22 protein-coding genes are annotated in these 20,982 nt (G+C 71.6%); 8 read left to right on the top strand and 14 right to left on the bottom strand.

Features of this window, described 5'->3' with window-relative positions; all coding sequences use genetic code 11:
* Window positions 1–94 precede the first annotated feature (94 nt).
* Entirely contained in the window at window positions 95–532 is a 438-nt protein-coding gene (locus tag ABT296_RS30950; RefSeq protein ID WP_019061278.1) for a hypothetical protein, read from the top strand.
* 66 nt (window positions 533–598) lie between these two features.
* Here the strand turns inward: ABT296_RS30950 and ABT296_RS30945 are convergent, their stop codons facing one another.
* The 6 genes from ABT296_RS30945 to argH form a co-directional block, all read right to left on the bottom strand.
* Window positions 599–2,119, bottom strand: a complete 1,521-nt coding sequence (locus ABT296_RS30945) for a flotillin family protein (RefSeq protein ID WP_351932070.1) — start codon at window positions 2,117–2,119, stop codon at window positions 599–601.
* A gap of 68 nt (window positions 2,120–2,187) precedes the next feature.
* The gene (locus ABT296_RS30940; RefSeq protein ID WP_351932068.1) at window positions 2,188–2,709 is read right to left on the bottom strand and encodes an NfeD C-terminal domain-containing protein; all 522 of its coding nucleotides are present in this window, start codon (window positions 2,707–2,709) and stop codon (window positions 2,188–2,190) included.
* A gap of 117 nt (window positions 2,710–2,826) precedes the next feature.
* The gene (locus ABT296_RS30935; protein ID WP_351932067.1) at window positions 2,827–3,438 is read right to left on the bottom strand and encodes a sigma-70 family RNA polymerase sigma factor; all 612 of its coding nucleotides are present in this window, start codon (window positions 3,436–3,438) and stop codon (window positions 2,827–2,829) included.
* 151 nt (window positions 3,439–3,589) lie between these two features.
* Window positions 3,590–4,264 carry a hypothetical protein gene (locus tag ABT296_RS30930; RefSeq protein ID WP_351932065.1) on the bottom strand — a complete coding sequence of 225 codons (675 nt, stop codon included), beginning with the start codon at window positions 4,262–4,264 and terminating at the stop codon, window positions 3,590–3,592.
* 77 nt (window positions 4,265–4,341) lie between these two features.
* Window positions 4,342–4,716, bottom strand: coding sequence for a hypothetical protein (locus ABT296_RS30925; protein ID WP_351932063.1), 375 nt, complete (start codon window positions 4,714–4,716; stop codon window positions 4,342–4,344).
* A 46-nt stretch (window positions 4,717–4,762) separates the two neighbouring features.
* Window positions 4,763–6,175 (bottom strand): argininosuccinate lyase, encoded by a 1,413-nt coding sequence (argH, locus tag ABT296_RS30920; RefSeq protein WP_351932061.1) that lies wholly within the window; start codon window positions 6,173–6,175, stop codon window positions 4,763–4,765.
* Window positions 6,176–6,655: 480 nt separating this feature from the next.
* On the opposite strand from argH, the gene ABT296_RS30915 reads away from it, so the two are divergent.
* Window positions 6,656–8,230 (top strand): right-handed parallel beta-helix repeat-containing protein, encoded by a 1,575-nt coding sequence (locus ABT296_RS30915; protein WP_351932059.1) that lies wholly within the window; start codon window positions 6,656–6,658, stop codon window positions 8,228–8,230.
* A gap of 42 nt (window positions 8,231–8,272) precedes the next feature.
* On the opposite strand, the gene ABT296_RS30910 is transcribed toward ABT296_RS30915, so the two are convergent.
* From ABT296_RS30910 to ABT296_RS30885, 6 genes are all read right to left on the bottom strand, one after another.
* A complete protein-coding gene (locus ABT296_RS30910) occupies window positions 8,273–9,535 on the bottom strand; it encodes an ArgE/DapE family deacylase (protein ID WP_351932057.1) in 1,263 nt (420 codons plus the stop codon).
* 156 nt (window positions 9,536–9,691) lie between these two features.
* Window positions 9,692–11,131: a HAMP domain-containing sensor histidine kinase gene (locus tag ABT296_RS30905; RefSeq protein ID WP_351932055.1), complete on the bottom strand. Its 1,440-nt coding sequence runs from the start codon at window positions 11,129–11,131 to the stop codon at window positions 9,692–9,694.
* Entirely contained in the window at window positions 11,132–11,869 is a 738-nt protein-coding gene (locus ABT296_RS30900) for a response regulator transcription factor (RefSeq protein ID WP_351932054.1), read from the bottom strand.
* Window positions 11,870–12,059: 190 nt separating this feature from the next.
* Window positions 12,060–12,638, bottom strand: coding sequence for an FMN reductase (locus ABT296_RS30895; RefSeq protein ID WP_351932052.1), 579 nt, complete (start codon window positions 12,636–12,638; stop codon window positions 12,060–12,062).
* A complete protein-coding gene (locus ABT296_RS30890; protein WP_351932048.1) occupies window positions 12,635–13,735 on the bottom strand; it encodes an LLM class flavin-dependent oxidoreductase in 1,101 nt (366 codons plus the stop codon). Before ABT296_RS30890 ends, ABT296_RS30895 begins: the two co-directional genes overlap by 4 nt.
* Before the next feature lie 89 nt (window positions 13,736–13,824).
* The gene (locus ABT296_RS30885; RefSeq protein WP_351932047.1) at window positions 13,825–14,727 is read right to left on the bottom strand and encodes an NADP-dependent oxidoreductase; all 903 of its coding nucleotides are present in this window, start codon (window positions 14,725–14,727) and stop codon (window positions 13,825–13,827) included.
* A 126-nt stretch (window positions 14,728–14,853) separates the two neighbouring features.
* Here ABT296_RS30885 and ABT296_RS30880 point away from each other — a divergent pair, with 126 nt between their 5' ends.
* Complete coding sequence (locus ABT296_RS30880; protein ID WP_351932045.1) at window positions 14,854–15,279, top strand: winged helix-turn-helix transcriptional regulator; 426 nt, start codon at window positions 14,854–14,856, stop codon at window positions 15,277–15,279.
* Here the strand turns inward: ABT296_RS30880 and ABT296_RS30875 are convergent.
* Complete coding sequence (locus ABT296_RS30875) at window positions 15,270–15,740, bottom strand: hypothetical protein (RefSeq protein ID WP_351932043.1); 471 nt, start codon at window positions 15,738–15,740, stop codon at window positions 15,270–15,272. The two genes, ABT296_RS30880 and ABT296_RS30875, sit on opposite strands and share 10 nt — an antisense overlap.
* A gap of 179 nt (window positions 15,741–15,919) precedes the next feature.
* On the opposite strand from ABT296_RS30875, the gene ABT296_RS30870 reads away from it, so the two are divergent.
* Complete coding sequence (locus ABT296_RS30870) at window positions 15,920–16,696, top strand: SDR family NAD(P)-dependent oxidoreductase (protein WP_351932041.1); 777 nt, start codon at window positions 15,920–15,922, stop codon at window positions 16,694–16,696.
* Between the two features lie 59 nt (window positions 16,697–16,755).
* On the top strand, window positions 16,756–17,499 hold the full coding sequence (locus tag ABT296_RS30865; protein WP_351932039.1) for a tyrosine-protein phosphatase: 744 nt from the start codon (window positions 16,756–16,758) through the stop codon (window positions 17,497–17,499).
* A 43-nt stretch (window positions 17,500–17,542) separates the two neighbouring features.
* On the opposite strand, the gene ABT296_RS30860 is transcribed toward ABT296_RS30865, so the two are convergent.
* On the bottom strand, window positions 17,543–18,736 hold the full coding sequence (locus ABT296_RS30860; RefSeq protein ID WP_351932037.1) for an RtcB family protein: 1,194 nt from the start codon (window positions 18,734–18,736) through the stop codon (window positions 17,543–17,545).
* A 170-nt stretch (window positions 18,737–18,906) separates the two neighbouring features.
* On the opposite strand from ABT296_RS30860, the gene ABT296_RS30855 reads away from it, so the two are divergent.
* From ABT296_RS30855 to ABT296_RS30845, 3 genes are all read left to right on the top strand, one after another.
* Complete coding sequence (locus ABT296_RS30855; RefSeq protein ID WP_351932035.1) at window positions 18,907–19,722, top strand: DUF3558 domain-containing protein; 816 nt, start codon at window positions 18,907–18,909, stop codon at window positions 19,720–19,722.
* Between the two features lie 107 nt (window positions 19,723–19,829).
* Window positions 19,830–20,696 (top strand): DUF3558 family protein, encoded by an 867-nt coding sequence (locus tag ABT296_RS30850; protein WP_351932033.1) that lies wholly within the window; start codon window positions 19,830–19,832, stop codon window positions 20,694–20,696.
* Window positions 20,697–20,817: 121 nt separating this feature from the next.
* Window positions 20,818–20,982: DUF2637 domain-containing protein (locus ABT296_RS30845; protein WP_351932171.1), on the top strand; the 165-nt coding region annotated here is incomplete at its 3' end.

The raw sequence follows: 20,982 nt of genomic DNA, 5'->3' as shown, positions 1-20,982 counted from the left end.
CGAAACACGGCAGGTACAAGGCGGACAGACGGATTCCGAGCGGATCGACCGACGTGTCGAGGAGCTCAGGGCCGCGAGCAGGAATGGTGGTCGGGTGGGGGTGACGTACAAGTACTTCGGCGCGCCGGACGGTGCGACCGCGGCCCGGGTCCCGATCTCGATGCGCCCCGAGGAACTCGGCGGCGACGAGCTCGGTATGAACGGCATGTTCACCAAGATCAAGCCGGAGACGATGGCCGCGATGGTGCTGACCGGCATCGAAGGCGTGCCCCTGAACAAGGTGCCGCCCCTGGAGCTGGTCGTCCTGCACCCCGACTACGCGGTCGTGAAACTCCCCATGACGGTCGTCGACCCCCTGCGCGGCATAGGCGAGGAGGCGGTGGGCGCGGCGGCGTTCATCTGGTCCACGGTCCCGGACCGCGGAGGCCCGCGCGACGCGTTCAACGTCTACCAGCTGCTCCACGAGTGGCAGGACTTCTCGCACCGCCTGCACGAGGCGGGGCACCAGCCGTACTGCTTGGTGTGGCCCTGAGCCGAGGGGCACGAAAAAGCGGGCGGAGCCTTTTCGGCTCCGCCCTTCTGGCTTTCCGGTGACGGGTCAGCCGGTGATTTCGACCTTGCCGTTGGGGGGCGTGGTGGGAGTCGTCGGGGTCGGGCGGGTGGTGATGCCCTTGAGGAGGTCGGCCAGGTCGATGCCCGTGGTGGAGCCGATCAGCTCCAGGCCCTGGGCGACGTTGTCGGCGACCGCCTTCGGGATGCGGCTCGCGCCGTCGGTGGAGATGACCGTCATCTTGTCCACCGCGCTCAGCGGCTCGGACGCCTTCGCCACGACCTGCGGCAGCACCTCGACGAGCATCTGGAGCACCGCCGCGTCCCCGTACTGCGCGAACGCGTCCGCCTTCTTGCGCATCGCCTCCGCCTCGGCCGCGCCCTTCGCCGCGATCGCCGCCGCCTCGGCCTCGCCCTCCAGCCGTACCGCCTCCGCGATCGCCGCACGCCGGGACCGCTCGGCCTCGCCCTGCTTCAGACCCTCGATGGCCTGCGCCTCGGCCAGCGCGCTGCGCCGCTGCTTCTCGCCCTCACCGGTCAGCCGGGACCGCTCGGCCTCCGCCTGGGCGTCCGCGATGCCGGCCGACTTCTCCGCCTCGGCCTGCTTCACCCGGGCCACCCGGCGTGCCTCGGCCTCCTGCTCGGCCGCGTACCGCTGGGCGTCCGCGGGCTTGCGGACCTGGGTGTCGAGCTGGCGGTCGGTCAGCGCGGCCTGCCGCTCGGCGACCTTCTCCTGCTCGGAGAGGATCTCCTGCTGCCTGGCCGCCTCGGCGAGCGGACCCGCGGCGGCGGCACGCGCCGTGGCCTCGTCCGTCTCGGCCTTGATCTCGGCCTGCTTCAGCGCGAACGTCCGCTGCGCGACGGCGATCTCCTCCGCCGCCTTCAGCCGCGCCTGCTCCGCGGCCCGCTGGGCGACGGCCTCGGCGATGTCGGCCTCCTGGCGGGCGCGCGCGGCCTCCGGGCGGCCCAGGTCCTCCAGGTAGGAGCCCTCGGTGGTGATGTCCTGGATCTGGAAGGCGTCCAGGACCAGGCCCTGCCCGGACAGGCTCGCCTCGGCCTCCTCCGCGACCTGCCCGGCGAACGCGGCCCGGTCCCGGATGACGTCCTCCACCGACATCCGGCCCACGATGGCGCGCAGCGCGCCGGAGAGCACTTCCTGGGTGAAGCCGACGATGCCGTCCTGCTGCATCAGGAACCGCTGGGCGGCGGCGCGGATCGAGTCCTCGGTGCCGCCGACCTTGACGATCGCCACGCCGTCCAGGTTCGCCTTCACCCCGCGCAGGGTGACCGCGCCGCGCACCGCCACGGGGATGTGCCGGGAGGACAGGTCGAGGGTGAACTTCTGCTGCACGAAGGGCACGACGAACACACCGCCGCCGACCACGACCTTCTGCCCGCTGTTGTCGGTGAAGACGCGCCCGGTCTCCGGATCGGTGGCCTTCTTGCCCCGCCGGCCGGTGACGATGAACGCCTCGCTCGGACCGGCCACCTTGTAGCGCGTGACGACGACCAGCGCGAGCAGCACGAGGAGTACGACGACTCCCACGACCGCGATGACGACAGGACTCATGGCAATGCCCCCGAATCACAGAGAAGTTGACGGTACGGGGAGGAAATCGGCCGTCGTGAAAGGCGAGTTCAGCGGTCGATCGGGCGGACCACGACCGACGTCGCCGACGGCGCCGACTCCACCCAGACCTCGGCGCCCCGGGCCACCGGTCCGGCGCTGCGCGCGGCGAACTTCGTGGTCTGCCCCGCGAGTCGGAGCAGCACCTCGCCGTAGCCGTCCACCGGAATGGCCGTGACCACACTGCCGGCCGTGCCCACCAGGTCGTTGCCGCTCGGCACGGCGGCCGTCGAGCCCCGCATCAGCGCACGGCTGAAGCGGTACGTCAGCCAGGCCGTCCCCGCACCCGCGCCCACGCCCACCGCGGTGGCCGCCACCGGACCGGCGCCGAAGCCCCCGGCCGCGATGGCGCCGCCGAAGCCGGTCATCGCCACGAACCCGGCGACGACCGGCAACGACAGCAATCCGTCGAGCGCGCCGTCCAGCGCGCCGTCCAGCGCGCCGTCCAGAATCCCCTCCAGGATTCCGTCGAAGACCAGCGACAGGGCGAGCAGCGCGACCCCCGTGATGCCCAGTCCGAGAAACCAGACCATGCGCGCTGTCCCCCGATCCCCGGCGCCGACCTCCGACTTGACGGAATATTGACATGCTCCGCCGGATCGTTTCATTGCCGGAATCCGGCAATTTTTACGCCTGTTTTACGTCGAGGGTCACGCCGCCCGGAGCGTGTGCTCCCCCGTCTCGTCCAGCAGGTCCAGCAGCGTCGCCCGGGCCCGCGCCACCCGTGAACGCACGGTGCCGACCGGGCAGTCGCTCACCTCGGCCGCCTCCGCGTACGGCAGCCCGAGCAACTGCGTGAGCACGAACGCCTCCCGGCGCTCGGCGGGCAGCGCGGCCAGCAGGTCCAGCAGGACGACTCCGTCGTCGAACCCGGGCACATGGCGCGGCTGCGCGTTCTCCACGGCCACCTGCCAGTCCGCGGCGCCCGACAGCCGGGGCCGGGCGGCGGCGCGCCGGTAGCTGTCGATCACCGCCCGGCGGGCGATGGCCAGCAGCCAGGAGCGGGCCGAGGAACGGCCCTCGAAGCGGTGCAGGCTGCCGAGCGCCCGCAGGAAGGTGTCCTGCGCGAGGTCGTCCACAGCCTGGGGATCGGCGCACAGGTACGCGACGTAGCGCTGCACGTCCCGGTGCAGGGCGCGTACGAAGTGGTCGACGGCGGCCGGGTCTCCGGTCCGGGCCGCGAGCGCCCAGGCGGTGGCCGTCTCGTCCAACGACCGCTCCGTGTCGGGTTTTTCGCGCACGGGCAGGGCAGTAGTGATCACCTGGTGTCCTTCTCGGTCATCCATGATCCGGACCGGGGCGCGTCGGGGCGCGGGCGGTCCGGTGCGTGCGGGGAGTGCCGTACGGCGCCGCGAAGGGCGTACGGCCAGGACCCGAGGCGCCTGGCCGGCGGCCTCGGGTCAGGTGTCGTCGTCAGCCGACAACGGTCCCCACGGGCGGACCCCGGGAAGTGATCGCGTGGACGAGGAGAAGGCGCCGCGCACGGCGCGAGGAGCGGCGGCGCGGGCGGATCCGCGGGCGCTCCGGGGTGAGAGTCAGGCCGAGCAGAAGGCGCAGCGGCGCCGAGAGCCGGCCGGCCACGGCCCGCAGGATGCGGAACGCGGCCTGCTCGCCGTACGCCAGCCACAGTCCGCACAGCAGCGCGGCCAGCAGGTGGGCGGCGAGCATGCCGAAGGACGACGAGCCGGTCATGGAGTGGCCGGCGGTGTCCATGGAGTGCCCGTCCATGGAGCCCATCGCGCCCATGGAGTGCATGGAACCCATGGAGCCCATCGGGTGCATGTGCGCGGCACCCATGTCCGTGGGTTCCGCGGCGGCCCCGGCGGCTCCCGCGGACGGTTGCGCCAGGGAGAAGCCCCAGTGGAGCCCGGTCTGGGCGGCCACCACGACCGTCACGACCAGCGGCAGCCCGCGCTCACGGCCGGCGAGCCGCCAGCCCGCCCCGCCGGTCACGACGGCCCCGGCGGCCAGGGCCCACGCGGGCACATGGCTGCCGGACATCAGGACGTGGCCCAGGGCGGCGAGCAGCACACAGACGGCCGCGAACACCGCGGCCCGTACTGTGCGAGAACACCACCCTGCAGTCATGGCGCCTCATCCTCGCATCCGGCCTGCCGTCGTCACGATGAGGTACGCAGCCGCGACCAGGGTCGCTCAATACCGCCTCACGCGGAAGCCCTCCGGTTCTTCCACATCCGCCCTTCGGGACGATCCCCGACAGCAGCGCGAGGACCGCCGGAAGCCGCGGCCATCGGCACACGGCCGCCCGCGAGGAACAGGAACCGCGTCCGCCGACTCAGCCGGGCAGCAGGTGCAGGGTCGCCGTACTCGTCGGGATCGTCGCCATGACGATCATCGCGGTGCGCGGCCGCCGTCGGGTCCGAGGTGGCCGGCAGATGGCGCGCGAGGACGAGTTGCACGAGCGGCCCGCCGACCAGCGCGGCCGCCGTCAGCGACGGCGAGCCCGTCTCGTCGGACATCACCGTGCCGAGCGCGAGGCCGGAGAGGACGGCCCCGGTCATCGCGCACAGCCGCGCCACGCACAGAACCGGAACTCGCGTATCCCGAACAGCCTTCGTCAGGTGGTCATTTGACGTACAGGTGCTCGATCCGGGCCCGCCACGCCTCGACCTCCCGTGCCACGCACTCCGGCGAGGTGCCGCCGAGGCTGCGCCGCGAGTTGACCGAGTCCTCGACGCCGAGCACCGCGAGCACGCCCTCGTCGATGCGCTCGTCGACCTCCCGCAGCTCGTCGAGGGTCAGCTCCGCGAGGTCCCGGCCGCGCTCGTCGGCGAGCCGGACCAGCCGGCCCGTGATGTGGTGGGCCTCCCGGAACAGCATGCCGAGTTCACGCGTCAGCCAGTCCGCCAGGTCGGTCGCGGTGGCGTGGGCGGCCCCGGCCGCGGCGCGCATCTGCGGCGCCCGCGCGGTCATGTCGCCGATCATGCCGATGGTGGCCTTCAGACAGAGCTCGAAGGTGTCGGCGCCGTCGAAGGTCCGCTCCTTGTCCTCCTGCATGTCCTTGGAGAACGTCAGCGGCAGCGCCTTCATCACCGTCAGCAGGCCGAACAGGGAGCCGTGCACCCGGCCGGTCTTGCCCCGGACCAGCTCGGCGGCGTCCGGGTTCCGCTTCTGCGGCATGATCGAGGAGCCGGTGGTCCAGGCGTCCGACAGCTCGACGAAGTCGAACTGCGGCGACATCCACAGCACGATCTCCTCGGCCAGCCGGGACAGGTGCGTCATGCACAGCGCGGCGGCGGCAAGGTACTCCAGGGCGAAGTCCCGGTCGGAGACCGCGTCCAGCGAGTTGTGCATGGGCCGGGTGAACCCCAGGAGTTCCGCGGTGCGTTCGCGGTCGATGGGGAAGGACGTGCCGGCCAGCGCGGCAGCGCCCAGGGGGGCCTCGTTCATCCGCTCGCGGGAGTCCCGCAGCCGGCCGTGGTCCCGGCCGAACATCTCCACGTAGGCCATCAGGTGGTGGCCGAAGGAGACGGGCTGCGCGCTCTGCAGATGGGTGTACCCCGGCATGATCGTGGCGGTGTTCCGCCCGGCCTGCTCGACGAGGACCTCGATGAGCTGCAGGAGCAGGGCCAGCGCGCGGTCGTGCGCGTCGCGCACCCAGAGCCGGAAGCTGGTGGCGACCTGGTCGTTGCGGCTGCGCGCGGTGTGCAGCCGGCCGGCCGCGGCGCCGATCAGCTCACCGAGCCGGGACTCGATGTTCATGTGGATGTCCTCGAGCGCCACGGAGTACGTGAACTCGCCCGCCCGGATCTCACCGCGGATCGTCTCCAGGCCGCCCAGGATCGCGGCGGCGTCCTCCGCGGAGACGATGTTCCGCTCGCACAGCATCGTCACGTGGGCTACGGAGCCGTCGATGTCCTGCATGGCCATTCGCTTGTCGAATCCGATGGACGCGTTGATCTGCTCCATCACCTCCGACATGCCCTCGCCGAAGCGGCCCCGAATCAGCCCGCCGCCTTCGCTCGCGTCGTTCCGCACGATCTGCGCCGCCTTCCTGGCAACAAGAGAGGTAATGGTGCCGACAGAACTTTCGGCTCAGCCTGAATGAATGATCATGCAGTCGCAAGGGGGTTGCGGCAAGATCTCAAGATGCGAGACCAACGGCCGCTTGACGTGCAAGTTTGACTGTAAACAGGTCAGTTGAAGCGTCGCAGGCGACCACTCGGCAAGCTCCGGCGCGACTGAACATATGCGATGCTCTGCAAATCCATTCACTCATGGCCCGGTCGCCCGAGGGGCTCGCGAGCAGCCGTCGAGGCCACCGCGAAACCACCACCCGATGACACCCGGGGCACCCCGCGCACACACCGCGACCCACACCCCTACGTTCACTCCCTTGAACAAGAATCACGTACGCAGATATTGACGCGCGCACGACACCACTCCCAAGCTTCTCGGGAGAAAGCGCTTACCCCCAAGGGGTCGGCACCCGCGTCCGTTTCTCCTGGAGGCACCACGATGCACCTGAGACCCGCTCTCGCGTGCGCCGGCCTGCTCGCCGGCGCGCTCGTCGCGCTGGCCGGCAACCCGGCCGCACAGGCCGCGACCACCCGCTACGAGGCCGAGACCTCACCGTCGGTCTGCACCGGGACGATCGACTCCGACTGGACCGGCTACTCCGGCAGCGGATTCTGCAACGGCACCAACTCCACCAGCGGATACGCCCAGTTCACCGTCAACACGGCGACGGCGGGCACCGCCACGCTGACCATCCGCTACGCCAACGGCACCACGACCGCCCGCCCGGCGAACGTCCTCGTCAACGGCACCACCGTGCAGACCCCGACCTTCGCCGGCACCGGCGCCTGGTCGACCTGGACCACCCAGACCCTGACGGTCAACCTGAACGCGGGCAGCAACACCGTCCGCCTCAACCCCACCACCTCGAACGGCCTGCCCAACGTCGACTACGTCGAGGCGGTGACCGGCGACACCACCCCGCCCACCGGCAGCACCCTCTACGTGGCCCCCAACGGCAGCGACAGCGCGGCCGGCACCCAGTCGGCGCCCACCACCCTGACCTCGGCGATCAGCCGGATCACCGCCGGCGGCACGATCTACGTGCGCGGCGGCACGTACAACCAGGCGTCCACGGTCACGATCCCGGCCGGGAACAACGGCACCTCCTCCGCCCGCACCACCCTGACCGCCTACCCGGGCGAGACACCGGTGCTGAACTTCTCCGCCCAGAGCGAGAGTTCGTCCAACCGAGGGCTGCAACTGAACGCCTCGTACTGGCACATCAAGGGGCTGATCGTCGAACGCGCCGGGGACAACGGCATCTTCGTCGGCGGCAGCAACAACGTCGTCGAGCGCACCATCACCCGCTTCAACCGGGACACCGGACTCCAGCTCGGCAGGATGACCTCCACCACGCCGACCGCGCAGTGGCCGTCGAACAACCTGATCCTCAGCGCCGAGTCGCACGACAACGCCGACTCCGACGGCGAGGACGCCGACGGCTTCGCCGCGAAGCTCACCACCGGCACCGGCAACGTCTTCCGCTACGCCGTCGCCCACAACAACATCGACGACGGCTGGGACCTCTACACCTACGCCGACGAGGACCCCATCGGCCCGGTCACCATCGAGGACTCGCTCTCCTACGGGAACGGCACCCTCAGCAACGGCTCCCAGGCCGGCAACGGCGACCGCAACGGCTACAAGCTCGGCGGCGAGGACGTGCCCGTCAACCACATCGTCCGGCGCAGCTTCGCCGTCGACAACGGCAAGCACGGGTTCACCTACAACAGCAACCCGGGCTCGATGACGATCTCCAACAACGTCAGCGTCGACAACACCGAGCGCAACTTCAACTTCGACGCGGGCAGTTCGGTGTTCCGCAACAACACCTCCTGCCGGAGCGGCAGCGGCACCAACGACCGGATCGTCGGCAACACCGACAGCACCAACCAGTTCTGGTCCGGCTCCAACGGCTCCCGCTGCTCCTCCTACGACGGCGCCCTCGGCTGGTCCCTCGCCTCCGACGGACGCCTGGTGGTGACGTTCGACGGCTCGGTGGTCACGCCGTAACCCGACCGCACCGGCGCCCGACCTGCCTCCGGGCGCCGGTGCTCACCGAGTCCCCACGCTCCTGAGAACGACCGGCACCAACGTCCGCGCGGCGTCCACGACTTCGCGCACCGACACCTGCTCCCGGGCGCTGTGCGCGACCTGGATGTCCCCGGGCCCGTACTGGAGCGTGGGAATCCCGGCACCGGCGTAGAGCCGCAGATCGCTGCCGTACGTCGCACCCCGCACCCGGGGCCGGCCGTCGCCCACCGCGTCGTCCCGCGCGGCCCGCACCAGCGCGGCGAGGGGATGCCCGTCCGGCAGCGCCCCGCTCGCGAACTGCCCGCCCGGCCAGGTCACCGTCGCCGGGTGGTCCCGCAGCCACGGGTCCGCGGCGCACGCCTCGGCCACGCACCGCTCGAACTCCGCCCGCGCCAGGGCCGGTTCCTCGCCCAGCCGCACCCCGAGCCGCCCCTCGGCGACCAGCAGGTCGGGCACGCTGCTCGCCCAGTCACCGGCCCGCAGGGTGCCCACCGACAGCCCGTACGGGATCGGGTACTCGGCCATCAGCGGCGCCGGGTCCCGGTTGCGCTCCTCCTCCAGCCGGGCCAGCGCCCGGTGCAGCGGCAGATACGCGTCGATCGCGCTCACGCCCTGCTCGCGCGAACTGCCGTGCGCGGACCTGCCGGGCACCGCGAGCCGGAAGGTCAGCGCGCCGGCGTTGGCGGTGATCACACTTCCGCCGGTGGGCTCGGTGATGACACAGGCGTCCCCGCGGTGTCCCCGGCGCAGGGTGCCGAAGGCGCCGAGACCGCCGTCCTCCTCCCCCACCACGAAGTGCACGGCGACCTTTCCGCGCAGCCGGATCCCGGCCGCCCGGATCGCGGCCAGCGCGGCGAGGTGCGCGGTCAGCCCCGCCTTCATGTCGCAGGCGCCGCGCCCGTGCACGAGGTCCCCGGTGACCCGGGGCACGAACGGATCGCCCTCCCAGGTGGCGGGGTCCCCGGGCGGTACGACGTCGACGTGGCCCTGGAGGACGAGCGTCGGCCCGTCCTCGCCGCCCGTGGTGCCGACCAGCCCCCAGGCCTCCTCGCGCGGGGCCTCCGAGCCGGGGAAGTCCGGGTCGGCGCGCAGTCCGGCCAGGTCCATGGACCACAGATCCACGTCCAGGCCGAGCAGTTCGAGCCTGCGGGCGAGGAGGTGCTGCAACTCGGACTCGGCCGCACTGCCGGTGACGCTGGGGACGGCCATCAGCTCCAGCAGCGTGCGGACCGCGTCACCTTCGTCGACAGCGGCGAGCGCGGCACCCTCTTCACGGCTCAACATGATCCGGAGCGTAACGGCCGACGGGAGCGGGGCGGGAGGGCGCGGGGCTGGGGCGGGGCGGGAGAGCGCGGGGCTGGGGGCGGGGCGGGAGGGCGCCGGCCTGGGGGCGGGGCGGGAGGGCGCCGGCCTGGGCGTAGGGCCCGGTCGGGCGGCCCCTCAGTCCTCCGTACCGGGGTCCGCCTCGAAGCCCGTGCCCACCGTGAAGCCGATGACCGAGCCGCCCCCGGGCCGGTGGGCGGCGAAGGTCGCGCCGCCGTGGGCCAGGGCGACCTCCCGCACGATCGACAGGCCGAGCCCGGAGCCGGGCAGGGAACGGGCGTCCGTGGCGCGGTAGAAGCGGTCGAAGACATGGGTCAGGTCGTCGTCCGTGATCCCCGGCCCCCGGTCCAGGACCTCGACCCGCACGGTGCCGTGCACGGCGGGGCCGGCCACGTTGATCTCGATGGGTGCGGTGCCGCCCCGGTCGAACTTGGCCGCGTTCTCCACGAGGTTGGACATCGCCCGCTGGACCATCCCGGGCCGCACGTCGGCCGTGGTGTCCCCGCCGGCCCGTACCTCGATCCGCCGCCCGGTGCGCCGCCGGGCCAGCCCCGCCACGTCCTCCGCGATGTCGGCGAGGTCGACCCGCTGCGGCGGCTCCGAGTCGGACTGGCCCGCCGCCAGATCGACCAGCTCATTGACCAGGTCGGTCAGTTCCAGCGCCTCCTGGGCGAGGTCGGCGACCAGCTCGTCGCGCGTACCGGGCGGGAACTCGTCGATCCGGCGCAGCAGCGAGATGTTCGTACGCAGCGAGGTCAGCGGGGTGCGCAGCTCGTGCCCGGCGTCCTGCACCAGCCGCCGCTGGTCCTCCTCGGACTGCGCGAGCCGCCCCAGCATCCGGTCGAAGGCCCGCCCGAGCCGCCCCACCTCGTCGTAACCGGCCACCGGGACCTGGATGCCGAGCCTGCGGGTGCGGGCGACGTCCTCGGCGGCGGAGGTGAGGACGATCAGCCTGCGGGTGATCCGGCGGGCCAGCCACCAGCCGAAGAGCCCGGCCCCGATCACCACGGCGGACATCAGTATCAGCGTCCGCTGCTGGAGCGCGCGCAGCAGGTCCTCGGTGTCGCTGAACTCCTGGGCGATCTGCACCGCGCCGCGCCCGTCGCCGAGCGAGACGGTGGCGATCCGGTACACGTCGCTGCCGACGTCGACGTCGGCGTGGACCACCCAGCTGCCCGAGGGCCGCTCCGCGGCGATCCGCCGGTCGGCGTCGGTGACCGGCAGCCCCGGCCGGCCGGGGTCGTAGACGGAGCCGTCCGGGCCGAGCACCTGCACATCGGTGCGCGCGGGCCGGACCAGGTCGTGGCCGGGCGCGGTGGAGGAGAAGTCCTCCGGGTCCATCCGCCGGGCGGAGACCTCGTTGCGGACGTCCTGGACGACCTCGTCGAAGACGGACTGCTGGTCCACCCGCACCAGTCGCGCGGCGGCGCTGTAGGACAGGATGCCGACGAGCACGGTGACGGCGGCGGTGACGGTGGCGAAGGACACCGCGAAGGTGGTGCGCAGCGAGGCCAGCCGGGGACGCCGGTCCCGCAGCAGCCGCCGGACGCGGCCCACTCAGTCCTCCCGGAGCACGTAACCCACACCGCGCACCGTGTGGATCAGCGGCGGGGCGCCGGGCTCGTCGAGCTTGCGGCGCAGATAGCCGACGTAGACGGCGAGGTTCTTGGAGCCGGGGCCGAAGTCGTAGCCCCAGATGCGGTCGTAGATGGTGGCGTGGTCGAGGACGATCCCGGCGTTGCGCACCAGCAGCTCCAGCAGCTCGAACTCGGTGCGGGTCAGCTCCAGTTCGCGGGTGCCGCGCCAGACCCGGCGGGCCTGGGGGTCCATCCGCAGCCCGGCCGCCTCCAGCCACCGGTCGGGGGCCGGCGCCGTGGGCTGTTCGGGGGCCGGCTGCCGAGGGGGGTCGGCCGCGCCGTTCTCGCCCTGGCCGGTGCGGCGCAGCAGGGCGCGCAGGCGGGCGAAGACCTCCTCGACGTCGAAGGGCTTGACCACGTAGTCGTCGGCGCCCGCGTCCAGGCCCGCGATGCGGTCCTGGGTCTCCACGAGCGCCGTCAGCATCAGGATCGGGGTGCGGTCGCCCTCGGCGCGCAGGACGCGGCAGACCTGGAGGCCGTCGATGCCGGGCATCATCACGTCCAGGACGAGCACGTCCGGCGGCGAGGTGTGGGCCTGCGCCAGCGCCTCCACACCGTCGGCGACGGCGGTGACCCGGTAGCCCTCCAGGGTCAGGGCACGCTCCAGGGCATGCCGGATGGCGCGGTCGTCTTCGGCGAGGAGCACGGTCTGAGGCACCCTGCCAGTCTGCCAACACGTACGGCGGTCCAGCGGGACGGGCCGCTGCTCGCGGGGCCTTTTTACCTGCCTCTCACCGTCCCGGAGGCGCGCACGGAGCCTCCCACGGGGGCCCGGCCGCGGAGGCGCACACCGGGCCCGGCCGCGGGGGCGCGCAAGAACGCGCGCCCCCGCACCGAACCAAACCCCGTCACGCCCGCAGCGCGGCGAGCTGCTCCTCGAACGGCACCAGCCGCTCCTGCGCCGGCACCGCCGCCCGCAGCCCCGTCATCAGCGCCGCCAGCTCCCCCGCCGCGCGCTCGATCCGCCCGTCCAGACCCTCCGCGCCCCAGTCCTCCGAGGCCGCGTAGACGCCGGTCGGGACGGCCACGGCGTGCAGGTAGGCGAAGAGGGGGCGCAGGGCGTGTTCCAGGACCAGCGAGTGGCGGGCGGTACCGCCGGTCGCGGCGAGCAGCACCGGCTTGCCCGCCAGCGCGTCCTGCTCCAGCACGTCGAAGAACGACTTGAACAGTCCGCTGTACGACGCCGAGAACACCGGCGTGACCACGATCAGCCCGTCGGCCCCGGTGACCGCCGCCTGGGCCGCGGCCAGCTTCCGCCCGGCGAAGCCGTTGGTGAAATTGTGCGCGATCTCCACGGCGAGGTCGCGCAGCTCCACGACCTCCACCTCGGCGGAGGTCCGCCCCCGCACCGCGGCGGCCAGCCGGTCACCGAGCAGCCGGGTCGAGGACGGGACGCTCAGCCCCGCCGAGACGACGACGAGCTTCATCGGACGGTCACCTCCTGCGCGGACTTCTCCTGCGCGGCCTTGAGGGATGCGTGGGTCGGGGCGTCCGGCACGTCGGCCGGACGGTTCTTCGCGAACTCCTCGCGCAGCACCGGCACGACCTCCTCGCCGAGCAGGTCGAGCTGCTCCAGCACGGTCTTCAGGGGCAGACCGGCGTGGTCCATCAGGAACAGCTGGCGCTGGTAGTCGCCGGCGTAGTCGCGGAAGGCCAGGGTCTTCTCGATGACCTGCTGCGGGGAGCCGACGGTCAGCGGGGTCTGCTCGGTGAAGTCCTCCAGGGAGGGCCCGTGGCCGTAGACCGGCGCGTTGTCGAAGTAGGGGCGGAACTCGCGCACCGCGTCCTGCGAGTTCTTCCGCATGAACACCTGCCCGCCGAGCCCGACGATCGCCTGCTCGGCGGTGCCGTGGCCGTAGTGGGCGTACCGGCTGCGGTAGAGCTCGACCATCCGCTTGGTGTGGTCGGCCGGCCAGAAGATGTTGTTGTGGAAGAACCCGTCGCCGTAGTACGCCGCCTGCTCGGCGATCTCCGGGGAGCGGATGGAGCCGTGCCAGACGAACGGCGCGACGCCGTCGAGCGGGCGGGGCGTGGAGGTGAAGCCCTGGAGGGGGGTGCGGAACTTGCCCTCCCAGTTCACCACGTCCTCCCGCCACAGCCGGTGGACCAGGGCGTAGTTCTCGATGGCGAGGTTGATGCCCTCCCTGATGTCCTTCCCGAACCACGGGTACACGGGGCCCGTGTTGCCGCGGCCCATCATCAGGTCGACCCGGCCGTCGGCCAGGTGCTGGAGCATCGCGAAGTCCTCCGCGATCTTCACCGGGTCGTTGGTGGTGATGAGGGTGGTGGAGGTGGAGAGGACCAGCCGCTCCGTCTTCGCCGCGATGTAGCCGAGCATCGTCGTCGGCGACGACGGCACGAACGGCCGGTTGTGGTGCTCGCCGGTCGCGAAGACGTCCAGGCCGACCTCTTCGGCCTTCAGCGCGATGGCGACCATGGCCTTGATGCGCTCACGCTCGGTCGGCGTCCGACCCGTGGTGGGGTCCGGCGTGACGTCGCCGACGCTGAAGATTCCGAACTGCATGGTCGCTCACCCTCCAGGTTGTTGATTGTTCAACTATACCCCTGAACGGCGACCCCGCGCCCCCTATTCCCCACCCCCCGGCCGCCGGCTCAGGGCACCAGCACCAACCGCCCCCGCACCCCGCCCCCGGCCAGCCTGGCGTGCGCCTCCGCCGCCTCCTCCAGGGCGTACGTACCGGCCACCCGGAGCGTCAGCACCCCCTTCTCCACCAGCCCGACCAGCTCGGCGAGGCGCTCCCCGTCCGCGCTCACCTCCACCGCGGCCGTACGCACCCCCCGCACCGGCGCCGGATGCGCCCCCGGGATCACCCCGGCGTACGCGCCCCCGTCCCGCACCCGGGCCAGCGCCGGCTCACCGAGCACCGCCGCGTCGAGCACCGCGTCGAAGCCGCCCTCGTCGGCCCCGGCGAGACGCGCCGCGCCCAGCGACCGCAGGAGTTCCCCGTCCGCCTCCCGGGCCAGCGCGGTCACCTCGATCCCGCGGTGCGCGGCGAGCTGGACGGCGTACCCGCCCACCGCCCCCGCGGCCCCGGTGACCAGCAGCGACCGCCCCGGCACGACCTCCAGCAGATCCAGCGCCTGCGCGGCGGTCAGGGCGTTCAGCGGCACCGTGGCCGCGTGTACGGCGTCCACCCCGGCCGGCGCCTTGGCCACCGCGCCCGCGTCCACCACGACGTACTCGGCGTGCGTGCCCAGCGGCTTCACCGTGCCGTAGACCAGCGCGACGACGTCATCACCGACCGCCCACCCGGAACCGCCGGAACCCCCGTCGCCGCCGACCGCGTCCACCGTCCCCGCCACGTCCCACCCCAGCCCGAGCCACTCGCCCGAGCCGCCCCCGAAGACGCCCTCGCGCACCCCGGCGTCCACCGGGTTCAGCGCCGCCGCCGCGACCCTGATCCGTATCTGCCCCGCCCCCGGCTCGGGCACCCGGGTCTCCACGACCCGCACGGCCTCGGGTCCGCCGAACGTCGAAACCACCACTGCACGCATAACCGACCGCTCCTCGAATGGAGTTGCTCGCCTCGGTATCTCCTCGGCATCAACAACCCTAGGAAGAGCTACTATCCATTGGTAAGTAGTTACCTGGAGGTGCGTACATCACCCGGAGGTGAGCCCATGGCGACGAAGACGGCGGCCCAGCGGCGCGAGGAGGCCCGCGTCGAGTACGACGCGTTCCTGCGCGGCTGCCCCACCAACCAGCTCCTGGACCGCATCAGCGACAAGTGGGTCAGCCTGGTGGTCTCCGCGCTCGCCGCAGGCCCCATGCGCTACAGCGACCTCGGCCGCAGGATCGCCGGGGTCAGCCCCAAGATGCTCACCCAGACCCTGCGCTCCCTGGAGCGCGACGGCATCCTCTTCCGCACGGTCACCCCGTCCGTGCCGGTCCGCGTCGACTACGAGCTGACCCCCCTCGGCCACAGCCTCGCGATGCTGCTGACGGCCGTGAAGGACTGGGCCGAGACCCACATCGACCAGGTCCACGCGGCGCGCGAACGCTACGACGACGAGGACCGGACCCCCTCCGGAGCGGCTCAGAAGTAGTACGTGTCCCCGGTGTCGAGGACCAGCACCCGCTGCCGGTCGTTGTCCCGGTTGCGGTCCACCGCGCCGCCGCTCCACACCGTGTCGATCTCCAGCAGGACCTCCGAGGGCGCCCCCTCCAGCCAGACCCGCACCTCGATCCCCTCGCCGACCTCGTCCGCCTCCAGCGCCCCCACCCGGCACAGCACCGCCCGCGCACCCGACCGGGCGCAGCCCTCCGGCAGCCACTGCCGGTTGGCGAGCGGCTCCGACCAGCGCAGCCGTACCGTCGCGTCCTCCACCGCCGCCGGGCCGTGATTGCGCGGGGTGAGCCGCAGGTCGACCCGGCCCAGGGACAGCTCCGCCACCCCGTGATAGGCGAGGTCCGCCTCCGGCTCCGCGACAGCACCGGCCCCCGAGGCGGCACCCGTCACCGCCAGCACCGCCGCGACCCCGGCCCCGACCACCCGCACACACCACATACCGCCCACTCCTTCGCACACACCCGCAATTAGTCATCCAGTCGTACGGATGTATCCCACGCGAAAGGCCCGACAGGCGCCGTCCATCAGGTGACGAACACACCACCCCGCCCCCCACCGGACCAGCCACCTATCCTGACCGGACAGCCTCACCCCTCCCCCTCCCGAGGAGCAGCCCCATGTCCCCCGCCGCACCCTCCGCAGACTCCCGCATCGCCGTCGTCACCGGTGCGAGCAGCGGAATCGGCGCCGCGACCGCGCGGCAGCTGGCCGCGGCCGGCCACCGGGTCGTCCTCACGGCCCGCCGCAAGGACCGCATCGAGGCGCTGGCCGAGGAGATCAACGCGGCCGGGCACTCGGCCGTCGCGTACCAGCTGGACGTCACCGACCGGGCCGCGGTCGACGAGTTCGCCACGGCGTTCCGGACCATCGCGGTCCTGGTCAACAACGCCGGCGGCGCGCTGGGCGCCGACCCGGTGGCCACCGGCGACCCGGCCGACTGGCGCACGATGTACGAGACCAACGTCATCGGCACCCTCAACCTCACCCAGGCCCTGCTGCCGAAGCTGGAGGCGAGCGGCGACGGAACGGTGGTCGTGGTGTCCTCGACGGCCGGCCACGGCACCTACGAGGGCGGCGCGGGCTACGTGGCCGCCAAGCACGGGGCGCACGTCCTCGCCGAGACGCTCCGGCTGGAGATCGTCGGCAGGCCGGTCCGGGTCGTCGAGGTCGCGCCCGGCATGGTGAAGACGGACGAGTTCGCTCTCACCCGCTTCGGCGGCGACACGGAGAAGGCCGCGAAGGTCTACCAGGGCGTGGCGGAGCCCCTGAGCGCCGACGACGTGGCCGAGACGATCACCTGGGCGGTGACCCGCCCCAGCCACGTCAACATCGACCTCCTGGTGGTCCGCCCCCGAGCCCAGGCGTCGAACACGAAGGTCCACCGCGAGGTCTGACCCCGCCACGCGGGCAAACCCCGTTGGCGGAGACGGCCCCGCGCTGTACCACCGGGACCGTGACCGGACGCATACGCTTCGACGCCCTGCACAACTTCCGTGACCTGGGCGGCTGTCGGACCGTCGACGGCCGCCGGGTCCGCCCCGGCCGCCTGTACCGCGCCGACTCCCTCGGCAAGCTCCGAGAGGGCACCGAGGACTGGTCCCGCTTCCTCGCCCTGGGCGTCCGAACGGTGATCGACCTGCGCCACCCCTGGGAGATCGAGGCCCGCGGCCGCGTCCCGGACCACCCCTCCCTCACCTACCGCAACCTCGGCATCGAGCACCGCCCCTACGACCAGGCGGCACTCACCGCGGACGTCGCGGCGGGCCCGTACCTGGCGGAGCGGTACATGGAGGTGGCCGAGGACGGCACCGCGGAGATCCGCCAGGCCCTGGAACTGATCGCGGAGTCGAAGGACCCCCTGGTCTTCCACTGCGCCTCGGGCAAGGACCGCACGGGCCAGCTGGCAGCCCTGATCCTGACCCTGCTGGACGTCCCGGAGCCCACGATCACCGAGGACTTCGCCCGCACCAACAGAGCCACGAAGGCCCTCCTGGCGGACTGGACCACCCGCAACAACAACCAGCCCCCCACCTGGCCCGCCTACGCCCAGGCCCCCACCGAGGTCATGACCCTCTACCTGGCCGCCATGAAAACCCGCTACGGCTCGATCGACGCGTACGTATCCGACCAACTGGGCCTGAAAGCAGAAGCGCTGCGGGAGAGCCTGCGCAACACCCTTCTGGAACACACCGGTTGAAACACAAGAAGGGCCCCGGCAACAGCCGGGGCCCTTCTGCCGGTCACCCCTTCACGCAGATGACCTGCTTCAGCTTCGCGACGACCTCCACCAGGTCGCGCTGCTGGTCGATGACCTGCTCGATCGGCTTGTAGGCGCCCGGGATCTCGTCGACGACACCGGAGTCCTTGCGGCACTCCACGCCCCGGGTCTGCTCCTCCAGGTCCTTGGTGGAGAAGCGGCGCTTGGCCGCGTTGCGGCTCATCCGCCGACCGGCGCCGTGCGAGGCCGAGTTGAAGGACTTCTCGTTGCCGAGCCCCTTCACGATGTACGAACCCGTGCCCATCGAGCCGGGGATGATCCCGTACTCACCAGTGCGGGCGCTGATCGCGCCCTTGCGGGTGACGAGCAGGTCCATGCCCTCGTAGCGCTCGCGGCTCACGTAGTTGTGGTGGCAGCTCACCTCGGGCTCGAAGGTCACCTTCGCCTTCTTGAACTCCTTGCGGATCACGTCCTTGAGGAGCGCCATCATCAGCGTCCGGTTGTACTTGGCGTACTGCTGGGCCCAGTACAGGTCGTGTTCGTACGCCGCCATCTGCGGGGTGTCGGCGATGAAGACGGCGAGGTCCCGGTCGATCAGGCCCTGGTTCTGCGGCAGCTTCTGCGCCACTCCGATGTGGAACTCGGCCAGCTCCTTGCCGATGTTCCGGGAACCGGAGTGCAGCATGAGCCACACCGAACCGGACATATCCACGCATACTTCACAGAAGTGATTTCCCGACCCAAGCGTTCCCATCTGCTTGGTGGCCCGCTCCTGACGGAACTTCACGGCGTCGGCGACCCCGTCGAACCGCTCCCAGAAGTCGTCCCACCCCGCGGTGGCCAGGCCGTGGAAGCCGCCCGGATCGACGGGCGAGTCGTGCATCCCCCGCCCCACCGGAATCGCCTGCTCGATCTTCGAGCGGAGGCGGGACAGGTCGCCCGGGAGGTCGTTGGCCGTGAGGGACGTCTTCACCGCGGACATTCCGCAGCCGATGTCCACGCCGACCGCCGCCGGGCACACCGCACCCTGCATCGCGATGACCGAGCCGACCGTCGCACCCTTGCCGAAGTGGACGTCCGGCATGACCGCGAGGCCCTTGATCCAGGGCAGGGTCGCCACGTTCCGCAGCTGCTGGAGGGCCACGTCCTCCACCGTCGCCGGATCCGTCCACATCCGGATCGGAACCTTCGCGCCCGGCATTTCCACGTACGACATATCGTCCTCTTTCCCCCGACAACCAGCGAAAGTCTTAAATCGCAAAACCGGCGCCAAGGTCAACGAAAGGGACAACGGACCGGCGTCCACGGCATTGCGTGCGATACACATTGTCTCCAGGGGCCGCCCCCACCCCGCAAACGATTAACCCGCAGCGAGAGGAGCCGACCGTGCAGCGGAAGGCGTACGTACCCGGCGCCGCCGCGCTCCTCGCGGCCCTGCTGGCCGGCTGCACCGGCGCCTCCGCGGAGGGCGGCGAGACCGACAACTCCAACCCGGGCGATGCCGGTACGGCGTCCGTGGCGGCCGAGCCCGGCCGCTACCGCACCCTCCCCGAACCCTGCGGCGCCGCCGACCCGGACACCCTCGACCTGCTGCTCCCCGGCATCCAGCAACTCGCCGACGAGGAACAGCGCGAGCGCGCCTACGAGGGCACCGCGACCCTCACCTACGACACCGACCGCAAGGTCGGCTGCCGTTGGAAGGTGGAGTCGGCGCAGGCCACCGACCATCTCTTCGTCGACTTCGAACGCGTGGTGTCGTACGACAACTCCGTCAGCGACGACGCCCAGGCCGAGGAGATCTTCGCCGGCCGGCGCACGGCGGCCAACCTCCCCGAGCCCACGGTCACCGACTCCGCGCCCGTCGACACCGAGAGCCCCGGCGCCACCCCGAGCGGCTCCCCCTCCTCGACCCCCTCGGGCAGCGCCTCCGCCTCCGCCTCACCGTCCGCCACCCCCACCGACCTCCAGCCCCGGGTCCTGGAGGACCTCGGGGAGGAGGCGTTCCTCGACGACCTGTTGAGCAGCGCCGGTTCGACGGCCCGACAGCGCACGGTGACTGTGGCGTTCCGCACGTCCAACGTCATCGTGACCGTCCAGTACGAGGAGCAGCCGGCCGTCGTCGGCGCCGTACCGGACAGCGAGGAAATGCAGGACAGGGCAAGGAAACTGGCCGCCGAGCTGGCCGAGTCGCTGGCCGGCTGAGGGCTGTTCGGGTGCTTTCGCGAAGACGGCGAAAGCGAAACGTCCGCCTTGCTCACCGCGTACCGTGGCCCCTCGGACCCGATCCGACGGCAGGAACCACGAGTCTGATGAGTGAAGGAACCATGCAGCGAACAGCCCAGCGTGACCCGAGCGAACAGCGACCCCGGCGCCTTTCCCGCGCCCTCGTCGGCGTGGCCGCCGTCCCCGCGATGCTGATCGTCGCGGGCTGCTCCTCCGACTCCGGCTCGGACGAGGCGGGCAAGGACTCCGCGGCGAGCGCCTCCGCGTCGGCGAGCCCGTCACCGACGGTGCAGGCCGCCGCGTACGACAGGCTGCCGGACTCCTGTGACGTGCTGTCGAAGGGCACTCTGGGTGATCTCGTGCCGAAGAGTGGCAAGTCGGGCAAGGAGGGCGCTTCGGACGACACCGCGACGCGCGCCAGCTGCTCCTGGAGCAGCCTCGACAACAACGGCGTGGACGGTTCGCAGTTCCGCTGGCTCAACGTCTCGCTGCTGCGCTTCGAGTCGGACGTCACCCGCGGTGAGGGCGACAAGCTGGCGCAGGAGTACTACGCCAAGCAGGTCTCGGAGGCCCAGGGGGTGGACGGCGCGAAGAACGTGAAGTCGCAGCCGGTCACCGGGACGGGCGACGAGGCGACGCTGGTGCGGTACGACCTGAAGAAGAAGGAGGGCGCGTTCAAGCAGCAGACGATCGTGGCCCGGGTCGAGAACGTCGTCGTCACCCTCGACTACAACGGTGCCGGTCTCGCCGGTGAGAAGACGCCGAGCGCGGACACCCTCACCAAACTGGCGCAGAAGGCCGCCAAGGAGGCGGTGGCCGCGGTGGCCGAGGCCAACGGCAGCGGCGCGGCCGAGGCCGACCCGTCCAAGGGCACCGAGAAGTCGCCGTCGGCCTCGGCGTCCAAGTCCGCCTCGAAGTCCGCCTCCAAGTCCCCTTCGAAGTCCGCCGCTTAGGCGACCTCGCCGAGGGCTTCGCGGTCTGCTTCCGGCAGCGACTGACGTACCGGCAACACGTTCGCCGCACACATGTGCCACCCTGTTGCGCGCAACAACACGCAAGGGGAGGGGAGTGCGGGTGGCCGCGCCAATACAGCTGACCCGGATGCACCGCGTTCTCATCGGCGTGGTCGTGTTCGGCGCCGTGATCATCGCCGGCATCGGCTTCGCGGGTTCGTACGCCGCCGTACGGGAGCTTGCCCTCAAGAAGGGCTTCGGCAACTTCAGCTACGTCTTCCCGATC

Source organism: Streptomyces sp. NPDC000983 (assembly GCF_040299205.1).
Taxonomy (GTDB): domain Bacteria; phylum Actinomycetota; class Actinomycetes; order Streptomycetales; family Streptomycetaceae; genus Streptomyces.
This window is presented reverse-complemented; position numbering and strand designations above follow the sequence as displayed.